This window comes from Colwellia chukchiensis, from assembly GCF_002104455.1.
Taxonomy (GTDB): Bacteria; Pseudomonadota; Gammaproteobacteria; order Enterobacterales; family Alteromonadaceae; genus Cognaticolwellia; species Cognaticolwellia chukchiensis.
Window position 1 is genome coordinate 15,300 of sequence record NZ_NBOC01000001.1, and the last position, 17,963, is coordinate 33,262.

The following is a 17,963-nucleotide window of genomic DNA, read 5'->3' on the forward strand; positions in this document are numbered from 1 at the left end:
GGGACGTATGTCTTTTAATAATTCCGCAGCTAAAGCCTTGGGTACATCAAATTGGGAACACAAGTTTAAAGACTGGTCAACAGGTCCGGGAAAAACAGAGCGAGTGCGCTGCGAAAATGCCATTAGTATGATTAAAAGTGCAATAGAATCATCCGAAAAACTTACGAGCAAGTCGATTAATGTTTTTTTGCAGGGATCTTATCGAAATAAAGTAAATGTACAGGCCGATTCGGACGTTGATGTCGGGATTGTTTGCTCGGATGTCTTTTTTGGACATTACCCTAAAGGGTATAACAGAGATTCGTTTGGCTATGTTGCTGCATCTTATAGCTTTGATGACTTCAAAGATGACATAGAAAAGGCATTAGTTGACAAGTTTGGTAGGGCGGCGGTAACACGGGGAAGCAAAGCCTTTGATATCAAAGCTAACACTTATAGAGTTGAAGCAGATGTTGCGCCATTTATGGAACACAGGCGATTTAAAACTAATGGAAGCTATATTACAGGCGTCCAACAATTTTCTGACGATGGTAAAAAAATCATCAATTGGCCTGAACAACATTACGAAAACGGTGTTAGTAAAAATACACTTACTTCAAAAAAGTATAAGCGAACTGTCCGTGTCTTTAAAAAATTAACGAATGAAATGGCCGCAAATGGAATTGAGGATGCTAGAAGCATTCCGGGATTTTTATGTGAGTGTTTGATCTGGAACGTGCCAAATGAATATTTCAATTACACTACTTTTTATGACGTTTTACGCAACGCGATAGTATATCTGTACGCAGAATTGGGAAAAGAGTCATCTGATGAATGGGGTGAAGTTAGTGAGTTAAAATATTTATTTGGTTCCAATCAAAAATGGACAAAACAGCAGGCTCGAAGGCTACTAGTGGCGGCATGGAATTATGTTGGGTACGAATAATGAAAAATATAGTACTCAAAAGCACCATTTACGTTTTAATTGGAGTATCAGCGCTTATCTGGTTTGGTTTTGCTTGGATTAGTGGCCTGAACCTGTCTTTAGCTAAAGATTTTTTTAGCCTTGTACCTAAAGTTGTTAGTGCTGATTTATTGCTTATAGCTATTTTTGTCAAATGGGGGTGGAAGTTTAAAATATTTAGGGGGTGGCTAGTACCATTTCCCGATCTAAACGGTACGTGGGTTGGTTATGTATACTCTAACTGGGTAGACGAAGCTACAGGTAATAAAATAACTCCTATACCTGCAATGCTCACCGTTAAACAGACATTTTTCTCAACATCATATGTTGTTCGAACTTCTGAAATGCAGAGTGACTCTTATGTAGAAGGTTTTTTAATTGACGAACAGCGTCAGCAAAAAGAGCTTACATACAGCTATACGAGTAGACCACGAGCTAGTTTGTCGCATAGGAGTAACCCCCATGATGGCGCATGTGTCTTGTCCATTATTGAAAACCCTAAGCGTAGGCTAAAAGGGCGCTATTGGACTGAGCGACAAACTACTGGTGAGATGATCTTCGATTTTTACAGTGATGATTTACTTGAAGAGTTGCCTGATGATCACCGTGAACATCCGAAAACAGAGCCTGAAAACCAGAGGTAACATGAAAGGACTTTTAAATCATGCGTCAGTGATCATTAGCCTGATTTTAGCGGCATTATATGCGCTTGGGTTGATGTATCATTTAAGTTTTCTCAAAACGTTTGGCATAGAAGAAACGCAATTTCCATTGTCAATTGACAGGATCTTTTATCAGGGCTTTTTTGCCTTTGCTAATTTAACCGCTCCTAATATTAGCTTTGTTTTATTATGCGCTTCTGGCGTACTGATTACGGCATATTTAGCTATTTTGGTTATCGAAATAGCGAAACGCTCCAATTTTGTCGAACCAGCATTTTCAAAGCTAAGAAATGCATTCAATAAAGAACCCAATAAAATTGAACTACATCCTGCATTAGAAGACTTTGCAGAATTTTCAGCAAAAGTGTTTTGGTATGTTTGTGCTGGAGTGTTTTTTTATCTTTCTGTAATACTGGTGCTTATTGCGGCTGAACATGTAGGCAAAGAAAATGCCGAGCAATATATGGAAAAGATCAAGAATAATCAGGTTGCGGTTGATGAACTATTAGTCGAAGTTAATAAAGGAGTGGTTGAAAAATATACTGGCTATTCAATAGCGTGTAACAGCCACCAATGTGCATATTTTGACGGAGTAACATCATCTGTATTTAATCACAATGCTGTTAAATCTCTTCAATCTAAACCTGTTCAGTAATAGAACATTTGTTTACACCAGTAAGGAATACATATAATCGTTATGTCAGTGCCTTTAATTAACACCCAAGATCAACGAGCCATGAAAGCTGCTTTTTCTATGTTGAGCTTTCCTCATAAATATTTTGCTAATCCTGCAAACATTACTAGATTGAAAACAATGTTTGAAGGACATGATCCAGCGGAGCGCCTTATTGAATTGCTTAATGAGTCACAATTAAAGCTGGCAAACCATATGGATTTTTCTTCCAAAGATGCAGAAGGCTATAAAAGGATTAAGAGTGTTATTACTGATCAAACGACGAATTACGTAAATGTCCAATCTGAGCTTCGTGATGACACGTCCACAACGTTAACCTCCGCAGGTATTGACAATCTTATAAGCAATGTAAATATGAATGTTGCCGAACTTATTAATAATCAACAGATTAAATTAAACAATGGTGAGTTAGATTCTGGCGTTGTATCGGAAATTTTAGATACAGCTTGGGTTGTTCAACATTTTGCTTTATTGGCAGCGGGTACATTGAGATTGGAAGCTCAACCAGATGGCTCCCTTATATTTAAACAAATGGAGTCAGGTATACTTACCCCAACGTGGTTTGGCGATTCATTGGAATATCTGTCGTTAAAAGCGGCAACCAATGCTATAGCAAGTTTCGCTGTTGCTACACATCAAAATGAAGAGCTAATGGGTGAGTCAATTCAAGGTCTACATGCCAGAGTACTCTCAATTATTCCTCAGCACTGGCGACTAGGCTTAGGCAGTAGAACGTTGGAACTATTTCATGAAATCGCAGATCTGGTAATTTTCTTGGTAAATGTTGTTCAAAGAAAAGAGATCGATAAATCTGAAAAACCTTTAAGTAAGGGCGAGGTTAAACGAATGATCCGTCAATACCCAGAGAGAAAAGGACTATTGAAAACTTATGAGCTGATCAGGGAATTTCAGAAAAAGAACAAACCAGAAGATAGGCTCTTTGATATTAGAAATGGAGGACTAGTTTTGGGGCCACTGAAATTGGTACGTGGCCTAATCCAACAGATGGAATATTTTGCTTTGAAAAAGCAAGGACCTGATTGGCACTCATTACTTGAAAAAGAGCAAACCCGTTTTTTACTCGATGATTTGATAAAATGTAATCACCTTGATGTTCTCGAATTTGAACTAAAGCCTGATAAATTTGATTCGTCTGACTACCCAGATTTAAGACTAGATGTTGATTTTTTCATTCGAGATAAATCAATCAATATCGTATACGCGGTTCAGCTTAAACATGTTACTACAGATACGGAAGCTGGTTTGAAATCGTGGTTCAAGCTTATCGGGCAGGAAGACAAAAAGCTTAATACGGGAATACTTCAACTTGAAAGGTTAGATGAAGTCGTCAATAACTCCAGCTCAGCAAGGGAGTACCTAATTGAAAATGGCTTAACTAAAGATGAAATTTTAAATCTAAAACCAATTGTCGTTCATAATATTGGTTCCCTTGACTGCATTACACTCCACAACGGAATCTGCCTTTACGATTTATATACTTTTAAGAAGGTACTATCTGGGTGTTGGGGGTCAATTGAGTTTTACCAAAATGGTTATTATGAAAGTTCTTTTTCTAAGAAAAATGTTAACAACAGCGTTGACTTATCTAACCCTCGCAATGTTATTGACGCATATATAGGAGAAGCAAGGTTTACCGAAATAAAGCATTTTGACGGAGCAAAGAATATTACAAGGAGTGTAATGATAAACGGAATAAAAATCAGCGCTGAAGGAATCGGGGTCTAATTAAATATCAAATCCCAGAAAGAACAAAGGAGAGCAAAAAGCTCTCCTAAAGTTACTAATACGACAACAAAGAGTTGAAGGGTTAGCCGCTGCCTAACCTGCCAAATACTCGTTCTTTACGAACCGACCTTCAGCAAGGTGCCTACGCGGGTCTCGTCTGGATTTTAAGAGCGGGGAGACTCAAGCACACTCTGTATCGATCATTATGATGTTAATTGACGAATTCGTCAAGTTCATTTCGTCGATGAACTTATAAGACTAGCGCCATGTATTACAGCATGTGGATACAATGATTCTACTAAGTTATAAGCAGTTTTTAATGTAGTCCCTGTCGCCAGTAGATCATCGACTAGTAGAATACGCTTAGGTTCCAAATTTTCAATTCCTGTATTATTCAGGCATAGTGGAGGGAACTCGCTCCGAAAAGGAACTGGAATACCTTTTAACGAAAAATCCCCCTGAAACCCTTTTTCATTCATTTGCTTTCTTAGCCTATGAGATAACGTTTTATGCTCTTCAACACTTATGTCAGCTCTATCTAGTAAGTTAAATGCTTCTTCAATTGTTAACTTACGTAAAAAATCATAAGAGTGTTGAGCCGTGAATGTTCTTGCCAACCGCTTGCCAATAATGCTGCTAATGTTATAAGCAGATGGCATTGAGATAACCAAATCATAACCATCAGGCTCACTAGCCTGAAAAACACTTACAATAGTCGCGTAGCTAAGCCTAAGTTTTTTAATGCTAGTTATATCTGTTGTAAGGTTATCTTTACCTTTCAAAGCATAAATAATAGGGCAGTTATCACCGGGAATTTTATCTCGATATTTTCTTCGTGATTTACGTGAAGCTAACAGTCTTTTAAATAAGGAATATACAAGTAATCCTTCAATATTTTCTTTGGTGGGATTCCCATGAGGGGTTGTTTTTAACCAATCCTTATTTGAATGCTCAACTTTGACTACGCTTCCTTGTACTACTAGACCCAACTGTTGCCTCTGGAATTGATATTGAAAAGATACAGTCTATATATTTTTTTGGAAATAATAAATCAGTACAAAATAAATATTAATTATCTATTCTGAGCCGCTCGCGGCTAATTATTTCTATTGTATGCTTCTTTATATTGAAAGTTGGAGTTTCACGATAAAACTGTATTGAGATAAAATTTCAATAGAACATTATCTATGGTGAAATAAAGTTACTCATAAGTAACCATTATCGGTTATTTAAACTTGGACTAACTGATCTATCTCTTCAATTTGCTTGCGAACATGCTCTAAAAATATTCTTTTATGCTGAATTTTTGTATATAGTTGCGTAAGTATATTGGCTGGAATACTGTGCTGATCTTCGTTTATCGCTAGTAATAGCGGCCTAATATCAACAATTAGAAGACCTGCTGCTCTAGCACTACGAATAAATCGAAGGCGTTTCAATGCACACAAATCGTAAAGGCCATAACCTGCCTTAGTCTGTTCACTGCAATGCAGTAAATCCTCAATTAAATAATTCCTGACTGTGTGAACTGTAGTTTGAGCAGCTTTTGCTAACTGGGAAATACTCAAAGGGAAATTCAAAAGGTCATCATTGGCATGAATAAACCCATCAAAATCGGGTATTTCATTTAAAAAAGAATCGTGTTCAATGGGAATATTTTCAATTTTCGGCTTGGTCATTATAAATTCCTTTATCGAATTTTGAAGTAGAACACTTAACGCTTTTGATCGTTTATTTAAGCGAATAAGTGTTCTATTAAGCTATGCTACAGCAAAGATTAACCTGCACAACAAGATAGCTCTTTAACATCCTTGCTGAAGGTCTGTGCACAGAGTTTTAATCCTTCAACCATAGTCAAATATGGAAATAGTTGACCCGCCAGATCATCTACCGTCATATTATTATGAATAGCGAGAGCTGCACTTTGGATCAACTCACCACCCTCATGCGCGAGTATCTGTGCGCCAAGAAGTTTACCTGTTGGTTTATCAGCAACTAGCTTGATAAAACCATCGGTTTCAAAATTAGCTAATGCACGTGGTACATTTTCCATGTCTAGCACACGGCTAATCACGTCAAATCCCCCCGTTATTGCTTGCTCTTCTGTTAATCCTACCGTTGCAACCTGTGGATCGGTGAAGATAACCGCTGGCATGGTTGATAAATCAAGTTTAGCGTCACCACCTGTCATATTAATACCAGCGCGACTACCTGCTGCGGCCGCTACATAAACAAATTGTGGCATATTTGAGCAATCACCGGCGGCATAAATGTTCGCTGTTGATGTTTCCATTCTTTCATTAACAATAATGGCTCCATCTTTTTGTGTTTCAATCCCCACTTTTTCCAATCCAAGCTGCTCAGTATTAGCATGACGGCCTGTAGATATAAGCAATTTATCAGCCGTTAATATTCCCTCATTAGTGTCTAATGAGAATGTTTTTCCATCATAGTTGACGTTGCTTGCTTGCGTATTGTTTAACACGCGGATGCCTTCTTTTTCGAAACACTCAGTAAGCTTTTCACCTAATAGAGGATCTTCTGCATACAGTAAGGTATGACGTGCTAACACAGTGACTTGACTACCCAAACGTGCGTATGCCTGAGCAATTTCTAGGGCAATAACCGAAGAGCCTATAACGATTAAACTTGTCGGTAATTCTTCAGCAAATAAGGCTTCAGTTGATGTCCAATACGGAGTGTCGGTTAAGCCATTGATAGGTGGAATAGAAGGTGTAGAGCCAGTCGCAATTAAGATGCGATCAGCAATCAATTCATCTTCGCTACCATCTGTTTTTTTCACCAACAAAGTATTTTCATTTTTAAAACGCGCATAACCTTTTAGCAAGGTTAATGCAGGGTTGTTATCTAAAATGCTTTGATACTTTGCACCTCGTAATTCATCAACACGCGCTGTTTGTTGATGTGCAAGCAAAGAACGACTTATTTGAGGGTGATGATTTTCAAGACCTTCAAAGGGATTATTTCGTTGCTGATGCGCTAATTGTGCAGCACGAATAAGTATTTTTGAAGGTACACAACCGACATTAACACAACAGCCTCCAATAACGTCTGCACCTTCGATAATAGTCACTCTAGCACCACCTTCTGCCGCCTTAATAGCACTGGCAAAAGCACCAGAGCCACTACCTATAATAGCCACATGCAATTGCTTCTGTTGCTCTGTGGAGTTAGACGAACAACAACTTTCTTCGTTAATATCTGACATTTATACTTCCTTAATTATCTATTCTCAATTTAAGCAGGACACGTTTCGTCATCACAACGTTTACTAGCAGGAGAAACCATGTCTAATATGGAAACAGCAACCATTAAACCTAACCCTGTATAGGTTACGTATGTACTCCAATCGTACTCAAACCAAGGATACAACGATAACAACACTAAAATGGGGCCTATTGAGCCAAGTAGACTACGGTGCCACTGGTGGTGGCTAAACCAACCCAATACATTCATAACTAACGCTAATGAAGCAAATAACGGAAACAAAGTATTAATGAATAATCCTTCCCATTGCCCTAAAAACCCCATGCCCAATGCGGCAGCAACATTTGCAATAGCAGGAAAGCACATAGCACAACCCATTGCGGAAATAACAGCGCCCAAAGAGCCAGCTTTATCGCCAATGCGGGTAAGTAATTTCAAAGGGTTAAGCATAATACACCTCTATTTTTTCAATTTGGACGGATAACCCGCATCGGTTGTTGCTTTGATTAAAGCATCAACGTTGGTTTTGGCATCATCATAAGAAACCACTGCTAGTTTGGTTCCATAAGTGACTTCCGCTTTTTCAACTCCATCGACATTTTTTAATGATTTTTTAACTGTGATTGGACAGGTAGCACAATTCATCGTTGGTACGTCAAGCGTAACGGTTTGAATTTCTGCAAATACATTCATGCTTGATAAAGTAAGCAAAGCGGTTAGTAGTAATTTTTTCATTGGTGATTCCTCAGTTTAATGTTTGTAATAGTAAATAGTTTGATAAAAATTAAGCGAATATGAGTATCCAGTAATTGCTCGTGACTAAAGTAATGGCAGTTATCGCGCTAAGCCAAAAGATAACTTTACGTCGCTGTTGTTTGGCTGGAACTGCGCAAGCTGTTCCCGGTTCACACTCTTCGACCGGGCGATAAATTTTCCAGCCTGAATAACTGAACAGTACAACGACAAATAGAATAAATACTGGTCTATAAGGTTCAAATGCGGTTAAATTTCCAATCCATGAGCCGCTAACGCCCAGTAGCAATAACACTAGCGGGCCAACACAGCACACACCCGCGCCTATTGCGGCGATAATGCCTCCTATCACTGGAAGGTTGGATTCTTTCTGATTCATATGATTACCTCGTTAAGTTATGGAATAAGTGTATTTTATGTACCTAGGTACGGAGTCAATGATTATTTGTTAGGCAAATGTAATTAAGTGTTACTTTTGGAAATGTTCATGAGTCCCATGCTCTGTCATTGCACCAGATATTCTGTTGATTCCATGCAAATAGGCGGCAGTTCTAAGTGATGTATTATTTTTTTGAGCTAGGTTAAAAATGTTCACAGCTTCCTTGTCCATGACATTCTGTAGACGATGGTTGATTTCCGATTCTTCCCAGTAGAAACCTGCACGATTTTGTACCCACTCAAAGTAACTTACGGTTACGCCTCCGGCATTGACAAGTACATCGGGTAATACACTAACGCCTCGTTGATTAAGTAACTCATCAGCGGCAGCGTTTATCGGTCCATTGGCTATTTCGAGTATATGCTTTGCTTTTATGTTAGCGGCATTATGCTCAGTAATTTGGTTTTCTAATGCCGCGAGAACTAAAATATCGACATTTAATTCAAGTAGTTGTTCATTAGATATAGTTTCAAATTCAGCTTCTTCGCACACAGTTCCTTCACAATAAAGCATGGCTTTTAATGTTTTTTCTGTTTGTTTGTGATTCATAATCAATTGGGGATCTAAGCTATCATTTGAGATGATTCCGCCTTTAGAGTCGGACAATGCGATAATTTTAAACCCTGCTTGCGTTGCTAGTTTTGCAAAGTGAAAGCCTGCGTTACCAAAACCCTGCACCGCAATAGTTGTCTGTTCAGGTATTAAATTTTTAAACTTAGCCCATTGGAGAAGTACAAATAAGGCACCTCGACCTGTTGCTGCCTCTCTACCTAATGAACCATTCAAATGTATGGGCTTACCTGTGATAACCGCAGGTAATTGCTCTCGCATGATTTGGTTATATTCATCTGCCATCCAGCCCATTATGGTCGCATTGGTATATACATCAGGGGCTGGGATGTCTCGCTTAGGTCCAATAATATCGGCTATCGCTCTGATATATCCGCGTGATAGCCTCTCAAGTTCTAATAGCGACAGCTCCTTAGGATCAACTTCAATACCCCCTTTAGCTCCGCCAAAAGGTAAGCCAACTACCGCGCATTTTATGGTCATCCAAAAGCTGAGCGAAGTGACTTCATCTAAATTTACAGATGGGTGATAGCGAATGCCTCCTTTGGTTGGACCTCGTGTGTCATCGAATTGAACACGATACCCCTTAAATACCCGTAACCTGCCGTCATCCATGCGCACAGGGATACTGACGATCAGTGTTCGCTTAGGAAATTTCATTCTACTGATCACGTCATCAGATAGTGTTATATATTTCATAACCTCAGTAAGACGTGATTGTGCATCTTCAAATAAAGTTGTCATTGGTATCCTCCGCCGTTATTTATTACTAAAGCAACAAACTAAACTGTGATATGCATAGAATGACCTTTGATTTTGCTTTGGTCTTTCGCTTGAAAAATCTTGCCAACACAGCTAGGTAAATAGAGAATAAACTCTGTGGTTAGGTACGGGGTCAATTATTAATTTGGGTATAAATAAATTGATAGAAATATGAGGTACAAAGGGGGCAGGTTAAAACGTTGTTATAGTTTAGGCTGTAATGAATCAATAATTGGGCAGTGAGTATTATCCTTGTTGTTCTTGCACTGACTCAAATGCTCTAAAAGAGCTTTTTCTAATAGCAATAAGTCGTTTTGCTTTTTTTGAACAGCAATTAATTTTTTTTGGGCTAACTCTTGGACTTTATTGCAGGGACTATCATTAAGAGAAAGCAATCCTTCAATTTCATTTAGCGTGAAGCCTAATTCTTGAGAACGCCTTATGAAGCGAATTCTATTGATTGTTTCATCAGGATAATGTCTGTACCCCTGTATAGGTTTTATGGGCTGTTCTATTAAGCCTTTACGTTCATAAAAACGTATTGTTTCAATGTTAATGCCAATTTCTTTCGCTACTTTACTAATTGTTCTAGACATCAATAATCTCACTGTAAATTTAATAAATAACAACCATTATTTTCAAAAATGAATTCGTGTACTTAACAAGAGACTAAGATCATTATTATTGTTTAAATTTTTAACCAAGCCTCCTTCCAAAACCCACTTTGGATTCACCAATTGAAGACCTATAGTAACTTGGTGAGTGATTTCATTTCCTTTCCTTTCCTTCTTCCCATCTTCCATTAAGCTCTGTAACCGCAATTAATTCAGATTCAATACCCCAATCAGGGTAAACTGGAGGAGATAAACGATATTGTCAAGATATATCATATCGACCGCTATCAGGACGGTTATTAATACCAGCTTGATAAAGTGCATCAATATCGAATTCATATCTACCTTTGAAGAATGTATAAACAAATCCTCCTTGGACTGCTGGATCTCGATCATTATCACTAGGAACAACAGCACCAGCTAGTAATGCCAGTCTTGAAGTGCCTAAGAAAAAATCATTTTGTATTACAGTGCGGCGATATAAAGCTGATAGATCACCAACTCGTTCTTCCTCCCTTGGTTTTACTTTGTAGGGTAGGGCAATAAGTAGTGCTTGGTCATTACTGAGGCCATAGGCAACGCTTGTAATAAAATTATCTTTGTCACCACCTGTTAAGTGCTCATATGAAAACCTAATAACATAACCATGTTTATCAATAGGTAACGCGACAAATGATTTCAATCCCATACCATGAGCGGTTTGTACATTGAGTATTGAAATCAGTGTAATAATGGCGATTGATTTAATTCTATTTTTTAGCTTTTTCATTAGAGAGCACCGTTACTTTTATCGGGGTAAACCCAGCATCCAATACTGCTTGTTTAATCATCTCAATAGTTGGTAATTCTGCTTCTGTTTCTATCCTAACTTTCTTCGTCTTCAAACTAACTTGAACTTTTAATACTCCTTCCATTTTATTGAATTTTCTATTCAAATTGTCAACACAGAAGGCACAAGTCATACCGTGTACCTCAACTTCGATTGTCTTGGCCTTGGCTGACAATGAAGTAAATAAAGCTATAATCAACGTGAATAATAAAAATTTTTTCATTTTTTTGCTCCGCTATAGACCAAGTAAGTTACGAATGGGTAATAAAAGGTAACTAGTGAAAAAGCCAATTAACCAGATCAACAAACTTAGCCAAAAGATTCTTTTATTCCATTGTCTCGATTTAATACAAAGCGCAGATAAAGCAGGATCTGATGGGCAATGCTGATTTGGCCGCCAAATAACCCAAGCTAAAACCATCAAAATAAGAGCTGCTATTGTTAATGTCCAGCTCTTGTGTTCTGCAAGAAATAGCAGTGCTGGAATGTTGTAATTTAAGCTAGCAACGACAGCACCAAATCCTAATGTCACAAGCAAAATAGGCAAGGCACAGCAAAGCAAAGTTCCACTAGCAATGAAGAGGGTGATCCATTTCAGGTAACGCTTTTCTAATAACTTACTTATAGACATTTTAATCTCCACAGCTTGAACACGATCCATCCTCCTGAACTGGAGGACATGGAACCGAGCCATAGGAACAAAATACACAACAATCGCCCTTGATAGGCTTTAGTAGCGCTTTACAAAAAGTGCATTCAGAGAACCATTGACAAGAGTTTGTTGGCATTTCAATTAACTCTGTATGCCCGCATTCAGGGCATTTTAGTTGTGACTTTGTAATAATCTCAGCCATATAGATCCTTAGTTTGTTTATGCTAGTATAGAACCTGTAGTAACTATAGGTTCAAGGAGTTTTACATGAATAGTCAAAAATACTCTATTGGGCAACTTGCCAAAGCATCAGGATGTAAGGTCGAAACAGTTCATTATTATGAAAAAATCGGGCTAATGCCTGAGCCTTCAAGAACCGTAGGTGGGCATAGAGTGTACGCCTTGTCACACATTAAGCGGCTAAATTTTATCAGACGAAGCCGTGATCTTGGTTTTAAGATAGAGCAGATCAAAGACTTGCTTAAATTCATCGATGAACCTGATCATTATTGCGGCGAGGTAAAGGCAATGGCAATGCAGCAAGCAAGAGTTGTACAAGAAAAAATAGATGATTTGCAACGTCTTCAGTTAGCATTAAATGAAATGGTGAATCAGTGTAAAGGCAGCAACTATTCAATAGATGACTGTCCTATAGTGGATGCTCTTTTCACAAACAAGTCGTAGCATTCAAAACAAAACTGGTACTCAATAAGATAGCTAATTTCTCTTCATTATATGAGTGCTCATTATCATCATAAATAGGTATTTTGTTACCACTAAATAACTTTAAGCAGACTGAGCTATTTTTGTTTTGGTACTTGAATTAACAGCTTCCAATATTGATAAAGCCTAAATTGAAAAATCGTTCGATTTGACCGTTTGGGTTGATATTGCTAGTGTGTAATATTATAAACGAGGGTCTCTAAGATGCTTACACTAGATGCAAACGAAGCAAAAACTAATTTCGGGCAGATCCTTTTGAAAGTTCAATCGGAACCTATTGAAATTAAGAAGAACGGCAACCCTGTTGCAGTGATTTTGTCTAGTGAAGAATACAGCCGTATTGAAGAATTGAAAATGGAGCTTGTTCGATCACGTTTTGAAAATATTGATGAAATTGATCTTATGGACGGGAATGATTTTATAGATGGGTTAGATTCTGGAAAGTACGATTAATGATTACTCTATTCTTACTTAGAGGTCATGCAAGAAAAGATTTAGAGTCGATTCGCAAGCTTAAGTTTTTGACAACCTAGGTGTGGATCTTAGGAAAACAGAAGAAGAGAAAATGGCGCCTTGGCTAGCCGCCATCACTGACTCACTAGAAGTGTTGCATAAGCAAGACGAGAATATGACAGGCAGCCTTAATTATATTATGGACAAAGCCAACATTCAGTTTAAATCGGTCAACTTTATGCGAGGACGCAGCATACAAAATGCGTTGGTGTTGCTCGATGAGTGTCAAAATCTGACCGCATCACAACTAAAAACCATTATTACTCGTTGTGGTGAAGGCACCAAATTGGTGTGCTCAGGCAACTTAGCGCAAATTGATAGCAATTATTTAACAGCGGTAACTTCTGGGTTAACCTATATAGTTGAGCGCTTTAAAGACTTCCCTGGCAGTAGCACCATTAACTTAAATGGTGTGGTGCGTAGTCGTTTAGCGTCATTTGCTGAAGAGAACTTATAGGCCTTAGTTTTTGGCTATTCACACTCGTCACTTTGCTTTAAAATGCAAGCCTAACATGATGTTTTTATTCTCTTGGTATAAGTAAGGTGACTTAGTGTCGACAAAACAGGCTAAAGAGCAATTATTTCAACGCTACAATAAATCTGTCATGGTGGTCTTTGCCGGCATTATGCTGTTGACCTTTATGATCACGCTTTACAATTATTATTTGGCAAAAGACCAGCACCGCCGTGAACAATTGCAAAAAATGCAAAGCTATACTGCGCAGCTAAACAAGCAGTTGCAACATACTGAGCAAACGTTGACGGCGATACGTGATTTGGCACAATATTATTTACGTTACCCAGCAGAATTAGCAAGCCAACCTTTAGCTTTTCGACAAGAAGGCAAGTATTTCTATCTCGATAAGTCACGACAAAATATCGCCGCTGGCGATCGCATCATCAGTGGTAATATTACCGGTATTGGCCGCATTGATAGCTTTGATCAAGCCCTGAACCATGAACTTATTATGGCTAATGCTCTAACGCCTGCATTTGTCGCGGCGCAGCAGTCAATAAAAGAAGCGAACTGGCTCTATTATAATTCATTGCGGCGTTTTATTAACTTATATCCTTGGTTACCAAGAAGTATTTGGCAATACAGCGAACAAAGTTTAGACAGCAACCTGTTAGAAAAAATTAAGGCGAGTAAGCAGTTAGATGACAAGTTTTGGTCGCCGCCCTACCTAGACTCAGCAGGTAAAGGTTTAAGTACAACCTTAGGCATGGGCGTGTATGTCGACAGAGTACTTAAAGGGGTAATGCAAGTCGATATCAGTACTGAAGGATTAGCCAGCTATTTACCGCAAGTGAGCACGCCAGAGCGAGGCTATATTTTAATTGATCAACAAAGCCAAGTGATATTGCATAAAACCAACGCATCGCCCAGCTTAAGCGCACAAGCATTATTTGCTGATGTGGTGCCGACGCAATTACAGCACCTTCATTATCAACAGCTAGAACAGCAAGAGGCCAGCACTGAAGTAGCTGCTTGGCATTTGCAGCAAACAAGCTTGCCGATTAATGGCTGGTTATTAGTGGAGTATCAAAAAAAATCCAACTTTTATCGCGCCATTAATACACGTTTTTTTACCATTTTTGTCAGTATGTTTTTTGGCTTATTAAGCTTGTTAGTGGTGGTGTACTACGTCACACACCGTACTTTTATTACCCCGTCTAAAAAGTTTATTAGTCATATTGAAAACTGCTCTGCAGGCGACCCAGGCAAAATTAAGCCCTCAGTTGAATGGCAGCACTGGTTTAAAATAGTCGAAGACTTATTTGGCGAAAATCGCAGCTTGATGCAACGCCTGAAAGACCAAAATAATGAGCTAGATTGTCGAGTAAAAGAAAAAACTCAAGCCTTGCTGGATAAAAGTGAGCAACATCAACGAGACTATGCCTTATTGCGTTCAGTGATGGATGCTATACCCGATTATACTTTATTTAACGATCAACAAGGACAACTAATTGGCTGTAATCAGTCTATTGAACAGTTATTACAGCAAAATGAAACGGATATCTTAGGGGCTAAAGTACGCGATATTATTGCACCTGTGTTAGGTAAAGCCATTGCCTATAGTATTGATAATGGCGGGGCTATGACAGAGACTCGACATCAAACTATTAGCAATGACGAGCATAGCCATGAAGTTTATCAAGCGCCATTTTATGGTGAGCATGGCAGTTTGCTCGGCAGTATTGTTTTAATTCGGGACGTAACGCGACAAGTTGAGATCAACCGCGCAATGGAGCGTGCAAAAAACCAAGCTGAGGCCGCGAACCAAATTAAAAGCCAGTTTTTAGCCAATATGAGCCATGAAATACGCACTCCGATTAATGCGATTCAAGGTATGTTTTTACTATTGCAGCAAAGCCCACTCAATAAAGTACAGCAACAATATTTATCTAATGCGGAGGCCGCTGCCGTTACCTTATTATATCTGGTTAATGAATTACTGGATTCTGCGAAAGTAGAGTCGGGCAATATGACCATACATAAAGAGCAGGTGGCACTCGATAGCCTAATCGCACAAGCACTAAACCTGAATATTGCCGCATTAACTGGCAAGGCGCTGGACTTAACAGTAGCTATCGATAGTCAAGTGCCTTTGCACTTGCACACGGATACTATGCGTGTGGTGCAAGTGTTGAGTAATTTACTTAATAATGCCATTAAGTTTACTGAACAGGGCAGTGTAACTTTGCGCGTAACGCTAGCGCCAGCACAGCAAGGCGAGCAAACTGGCAGGGCGATTTTATTTAGGGTAAAAGATACGGGTATTGGTATTGAGCAGTCAAAGCAGTCGGTATTGTTTGAAGCATTTAAACAAGCCGATGAGTCAATGACCCGAGTGTATGGTGGCACAGGGCTAGGTCTATCCATTTGTCAGCATATTGCCGAACTTCTCGGTGGAGAAATTACTGTTACAAGTACGCTTGGCCAAGGCGCAGAGTTTACCTTAGTGCTGCCACTTGCAGAAGGTAACGAACAAGTCAGTGGTGATGATTTAACAAAATATCAAGCACCAATGGCTCATTGCTGTTTCTTTAACTTAGCGGTTGCACTACCGGATAAATTACGCGAAAACTTTGCTGATATTGGCCAACAAGTGACGGCTATAGCTGAAGTTGCGCAACTGTCAGCGCAAGATAACGACAAAGCGGCTATTTTATTTATTGACGGTAGCAGTTATGAACAAGGATTTACGGATAAAGCGTTACAACTTATAGCTCAGAACGTCACCCTGTTAGCTTTATGCCAGCCAGTTGCAGCTCGTGTTTCTGTTGAGCTCTTAGCGCAACTTAATCAACATCAAATAAATTACTTGTTGCTTGAAATGCCGCTTTATCGGCAAGTGATCCCAACCTTTGTCGAAGAGCTAGCGAGCATATCATTAACAGATAAGGTAGCGGTCAATGATGAGCAAGTCGTTAGCTCTAATAATGATGAGAGTTTAAATGGTTTAAGCATTCTATTAGTGGAAGATAACCTAGTTAATCAGTTAGTGGCGGTAAAGTTGTTAGAGTCGATGCAGGCGCAAGTGCTTGTAGCCGAAAACGGCCAAGTGGCGTTAGATATGTTGCCAACTGTTGAAGTCGATGTCATTTTAATGGATATTCAAATGCCAGTTATGGATGGTCTAACTGCAACGCAACGTATCAAAGCACTGCCAGAATATGCCGGTATACCCATAATTGCCATGACAGCACATGCTCGAGAAGAAGACAAGCAACAATGCTTAGCTGCTGGCATGGATTACCATATTGCTAAACCTATCAGCCCCGTGGTGTTAAAAGCCAGCATCTTGCAATTGTCAGCCACTAAAGACTCCTAGTATTAATAAACGCCTCGCTATAGTAGCGGTTATTGCGTATGGCAAACTCTGCCTCTGGTGATACTTCTCCAATGCGCATGGCTGCTGGGCCTGTAGGCTCAGCTAAAACATATACTTGACCTGCAATAGTTACCGTTCGTTCTTGCCCTTGGCTTGGTATGTTAAATGCCATAAGGGCGTGATTATTAATAAATAGCAATTGCATTTTTAGCTGTGGTAAAAGCGCCGCTAAAATAGCGGCCGTTAAGGTAACTTTACTGTCACAATCGCCTTGGTTTTGCCATAGCAGTTGTAAAGGCGGATTAAAGCCTGCCCCGCTAGCGGTCACTCGTGACGCTAATGTGGCGTAGGGGATTGCTTGGACAAAACTTAATACATAGTTGATAACAGTGCGAGCATCTTGATTTGCTAGCTGCGATAAAACTGCGATTTTTACGTTATTAAAGTGACTGATAGAGTCTTGGGCAAAGCGCAAATGATCCGGCTTTATGGCGGTGCTATGATCATAGTTAACAAACTGGTGATAGAAGTTGTCTGCCAAGTATTGCTGCATAAGCTGATGCTGCATGCGCTGGATTTTTTCTTTTGCTTGGCGAATGTTTAGCGCTGATTCGGCTTTGATGGTGATAGTAAATTCAGTGCTAGCAGGGAGAAATTTGAGTTGCACACCATCAAGGGGTTGTTGGCTTAGGGTCTTAGCAAGTTGCAGATTAACGTAGCGTTGTGCACGCTGACTTTTAAAAGCTTTAAAATTACGAAAATCATTAAACACCGCCGTTTTTTGAATTGCAAAACTTAGCGCGTGTTGCTGTTGATCTTGATCTAACCACAAATAATGAAATTGCACCTGATTGTCATTGATGACCTTATTAAATTTAAGCTGTTTTGCCATCAGCAAAGAGGAAAAACAAGACAATAAAATCATCAGTTGAAATAGTTTCATCTGCCTTCCTTACGGTGAACATTCAGTAGCAAGCTTAACCCGCCTAGCATTTATAT

20 protein-coding genes and 1 pseudogene are annotated in these 17,963 nt (G+C 39.1%); 8 read left to right on the forward strand and 13 right to left on the reverse strand.

The window, feature by feature from the left end; translation table 11 throughout:
* Positions 1-7: 7 nt before the first annotated feature.
* The 4 genes from B6K83_RS00115 to B6K83_RS00130 are packed head-to-tail and all read left to right on the forward strand — an operon-like array spanning position 8 to position 4,045.
* Positions 8-925, forward strand: a complete 918-nt coding sequence (locus B6K83_RS00115) for a nucleotidyltransferase domain-containing protein (RefSeq protein ID WP_085282032.1) — start codon at positions 8-10, stop codon at positions 923-925.
* The gene (locus tag B6K83_RS00120) at positions 925-1,587 is read left to right on the forward strand and encodes a Cap15 family cyclic dinucleotide receptor domain-containing protein (RefSeq protein ID WP_085282034.1); all 663 of its coding nucleotides are present in this window, start codon (positions 925-927) and stop codon (positions 1,585-1,587) included. Before B6K83_RS00115 ends, B6K83_RS00120 begins: the two co-directional genes overlap by 1 nt.
* Position 1,588: 1 nt before the next feature.
* Complete coding sequence (locus B6K83_RS00125) at positions 1,589-2,260, forward strand: hypothetical protein (protein ID WP_085282036.1); 672 nt, start codon at positions 1,589-1,591, stop codon at positions 2,258-2,260.
* Positions 2,261-2,302: 42 nt separating this feature from the next.
* Positions 2,303-4,045: a hypothetical protein gene (locus B6K83_RS00130; protein ID WP_085282038.1), complete on the forward strand. Its 1,743-nt coding sequence runs from the start codon at positions 2,303-2,305 to the stop codon at positions 4,043-4,045.
* 233 nt (positions 4,046-4,278) lie between these two features.
* Here the strand turns inward: B6K83_RS00130 and B6K83_RS00135 are convergent, their stop codons facing one another.
* The 12 genes from B6K83_RS00135 to B6K83_RS18500 all read right to left on the reverse strand — a co-directional run bounded on the left by B6K83_RS00135 (position 4,279) and on the right by B6K83_RS18500 (position 12,094).
* Entirely contained in the window at positions 4,279-5,034 is a 756-nt protein-coding gene (locus B6K83_RS00135) for a phosphoribosyltransferase (RefSeq protein ID WP_085282040.1), read from the reverse strand.
* 240 nt (positions 5,035-5,274) lie between these two features.
* A complete protein-coding gene (locus B6K83_RS00140; RefSeq protein WP_085282042.1) occupies positions 5,275-5,724 on the reverse strand; it encodes a MerR family transcriptional regulator in 450 nt (149 codons plus the stop codon).
* Between the two features lie 98 nt (positions 5,725-5,822).
* The gene (merA, locus tag B6K83_RS00145) at positions 5,823-7,274 is read right to left on the reverse strand and encodes a mercury(II) reductase (RefSeq protein WP_085282043.1); all 1,452 of its coding nucleotides are present in this window, start codon (positions 7,272-7,274) and stop codon (positions 5,823-5,825) included.
* A gap of 29 nt (positions 7,275-7,303) precedes the next feature.
* Positions 7,304-7,723, reverse strand: a complete 420-nt coding sequence (gene merC / locus B6K83_RS00150; RefSeq protein ID WP_085282045.1) for an organomercurial transporter MerC — start codon at positions 7,721-7,723, stop codon at positions 7,304-7,306.
* A gap of 9 nt (positions 7,724-7,732) precedes the next feature.
* The gene (gene merP / locus B6K83_RS00155) at positions 7,733-8,008 is read right to left on the reverse strand and encodes a mercury resistance system periplasmic binding protein MerP (protein WP_085282047.1); all 276 of its coding nucleotides are present in this window, start codon (positions 8,006-8,008) and stop codon (positions 7,733-7,735) included.
* 49 nt (positions 8,009-8,057) lie between these two features.
* Positions 8,058-8,405 (reverse strand): mercuric transporter MerT family protein, encoded by a 348-nt coding sequence (locus B6K83_RS00160; protein WP_085282049.1) that lies wholly within the window; start codon positions 8,403-8,405, stop codon positions 8,058-8,060.
* A gap of 90 nt (positions 8,406-8,495) precedes the next feature.
* Positions 8,496-9,734: a Glu/Leu/Phe/Val family dehydrogenase gene (locus B6K83_RS00165; protein ID WP_233143761.1), complete on the reverse strand. Its 1,239-nt coding sequence runs from the start codon at positions 9,732-9,734 to the stop codon at positions 8,496-8,498.
* 266 nt (positions 9,735-10,000) lie between these two features.
* Entirely contained in the window at positions 10,001-10,393 is a 393-nt protein-coding gene (merR, locus tag B6K83_RS00170) for an Hg(II)-responsive transcriptional regulator (RefSeq protein ID WP_085282053.1), read from the reverse strand.
* A gap of 280 nt (positions 10,394-10,673) precedes the next feature.
* Complete coding sequence (locus tag B6K83_RS00175; protein ID WP_085282054.1) at positions 10,674-11,180, reverse strand: hypothetical protein; 507 nt, start codon at positions 11,178-11,180, stop codon at positions 10,674-10,676.
* Positions 11,161-11,463: a heavy-metal-associated domain-containing protein gene (locus B6K83_RS00180; protein WP_085282056.1), complete on the reverse strand. Its 303-nt coding sequence runs from the start codon at positions 11,461-11,463 to the stop codon at positions 11,161-11,163. Before B6K83_RS00180 ends, B6K83_RS00175 begins: the two co-directional genes overlap by 20 nt.
* A gap of 12 nt (positions 11,464-11,475) precedes the next feature.
* The gene (locus B6K83_RS00185; protein ID WP_085282058.1) at positions 11,476-11,871 is read right to left on the reverse strand and encodes a hypothetical protein; all 396 of its coding nucleotides are present in this window, start codon (positions 11,869-11,871) and stop codon (positions 11,476-11,478) included.
* A 1-nt stretch (position 11,872) separates the two neighbouring features.
* The gene (locus B6K83_RS18500; RefSeq protein ID WP_085282059.1) at positions 11,873-12,094 is read right to left on the reverse strand and encodes a GDCCVxC domain-containing (seleno)protein; all 222 of its coding nucleotides are present in this window, start codon (positions 12,092-12,094) and stop codon (positions 11,873-11,875) included.
* Between the two features lie 65 nt (positions 12,095-12,159).
* Between B6K83_RS18500 and B6K83_RS00195 the strand changes: the two genes are divergently transcribed.
* The 4 genes and pseudogenes from B6K83_RS00195 (at position 12,160) to B6K83_RS00210 (ending at position 16,964) form a co-directional block, all read left to right on the forward strand.
* Complete coding sequence (locus tag B6K83_RS00195; RefSeq protein ID WP_085282062.1) at positions 12,160-12,576, forward strand: MerR family transcriptional regulator; 417 nt, start codon at positions 12,160-12,162, stop codon at positions 12,574-12,576.
* 243 nt (positions 12,577-12,819) lie between these two features.
* On the forward strand, positions 12,820-13,068 hold the full coding sequence (locus B6K83_RS00200; RefSeq protein WP_085282064.1) for a type II toxin-antitoxin system Phd/YefM family antitoxin: 249 nt from the start codon (positions 12,820-12,822) through the stop codon (positions 13,066-13,068).
* A 97-nt stretch (positions 13,069-13,165) separates the two neighbouring features.
* Positions 13,166-13,585: pseudogene (locus B6K83_RS00205) on the forward strand (PhoH family protein); the annotation flags it as partial.
* 94 nt (positions 13,586-13,679) lie between these two features.
* Complete coding sequence (locus B6K83_RS00210) at positions 13,680-16,964, forward strand: ATP-binding protein (protein WP_085282066.1); 3,285 nt, start codon at positions 13,680-13,682, stop codon at positions 16,962-16,964.
* Here B6K83_RS00210 and B6K83_RS00215 read toward each other — a convergent pair.
* Positions 16,951-17,907 carry a hypothetical protein gene (locus B6K83_RS00215; RefSeq protein ID WP_085282068.1) on the reverse strand — a complete coding sequence of 319 codons (957 nt, stop codon included), beginning with the start codon at positions 17,905-17,907 and terminating at the stop codon, positions 16,951-16,953. The two genes, B6K83_RS00210 and B6K83_RS00215, sit on opposite strands and share 14 nt — an antisense overlap.
* Between the last annotated feature and the right edge of the window lie 56 nt (positions 17,908-17,963).

What these genes read in the sequence shown, in the direction of transcription:
- merP (WP_085282047.1), bottom strand. Translation starts at nt 8,008, where the DNA reads ATGAAAAAATTACTACTAACCGCTTTGCTTACTTTATCAAGCATGAAT.
- merR (WP_085282053.1), bottom strand. Translation starts at nt 10,393, where the DNA reads ATGTCTAGAACAATTAGTAAAGTAGCGAAAGAAATTGGCATTAACATT.
- B6K83_RS00130 (WP_085282038.1), top strand. Translation starts at nt 2,303, where the DNA reads ATGTCAGTGCCTTTAATTAACACCCAAGATCAACGAGCCATGAAAGCT.
- B6K83_RS00175 (WP_085282054.1), bottom strand. Translation starts at nt 11,180, where the DNA reads ATGAAAAAGCTAAAAAATAGAATTAAATCAATCGCCATTATTACACTG.
- merC (WP_085282045.1), bottom strand. Translation starts at nt 7,723, where the DNA reads ATGCTTAACCCTTTGAAATTACTTACCCGCATTGGCGATAAAGCTGGC.
- B6K83_RS00115 (WP_085282032.1), top strand. Translation starts at nt 8, where the DNA reads ATGTCTTTTAATAATTCCGCAGCTAAAGCCTTGGGTACATCAAATTGG.
- B6K83_RS00180 (WP_085282056.1), bottom strand. Translation starts at nt 11,463, where the DNA reads ATGAAAAAATTTTTATTATTCACGTTGATTATAGCTTTATTTACTTCA.
- B6K83_RS00195 (WP_085282062.1), top strand. Translation starts at nt 12,160, where the DNA reads ATGAATAGTCAAAAATACTCTATTGGGCAACTTGCCAAAGCATCAGGA.
- B6K83_RS00120 (WP_085282034.1), top strand. Translation starts at nt 925, where the DNA reads ATGAAAAATATAGTACTCAAAAGCACCATTTACGTTTTAATTGGAGTA.
- B6K83_RS00215 (WP_085282068.1), bottom strand. Translation starts at nt 17,907, where the DNA reads ATGAAACTATTTCAACTGATGATTTTATTGTCTTGTTTTTCCTCTTTG.
- B6K83_RS00185 (WP_085282058.1), bottom strand. Translation starts at nt 11,871, where the DNA reads ATGTCTATAAGTAAGTTATTAGAAAAGCGTTACCTGAAATGGATCACC.
- B6K83_RS00160 (WP_085282049.1), bottom strand. Translation starts at nt 8,405, where the DNA reads ATGAATCAGAAAGAATCCAACCTTCCAGTGATAGGAGGCATTATCGCC.
- B6K83_RS00200 (WP_085282064.1), top strand. Translation starts at nt 12,820, where the DNA reads ATGCTTACACTAGATGCAAACGAAGCAAAAACTAATTTCGGGCAGATC.
- B6K83_RS00165 (WP_233143761.1), bottom strand. Translation starts at nt 9,734, where the DNA reads ATGAAATATATAACACTATCTGATGACGTGATCAGTAGAATGAAATTT.
- merA (WP_085282043.1), bottom strand. Translation starts at nt 7,274, where the DNA reads ATGTCAGATATTAACGAAGAAAGTTGTTGTTCGTCTAACTCCACAGAG.
- B6K83_RS18500 (WP_085282059.1), bottom strand. Translation starts at nt 12,094, where the DNA reads ATGGCTGAGATTATTACAAAGTCACAACTAAAATGCCCTGAATGCGGG.
- B6K83_RS00140 (WP_085282042.1), bottom strand. Translation starts at nt 5,724, where the DNA reads ATGACCAAGCCGAAAATTGAAAATATTCCCATTGAACACGATTCTTTT.
- B6K83_RS00125 (WP_085282036.1), top strand. Translation starts at nt 1,589, where the DNA reads ATGAAAGGACTTTTAAATCATGCGTCAGTGATCATTAGCCTGATTTTA.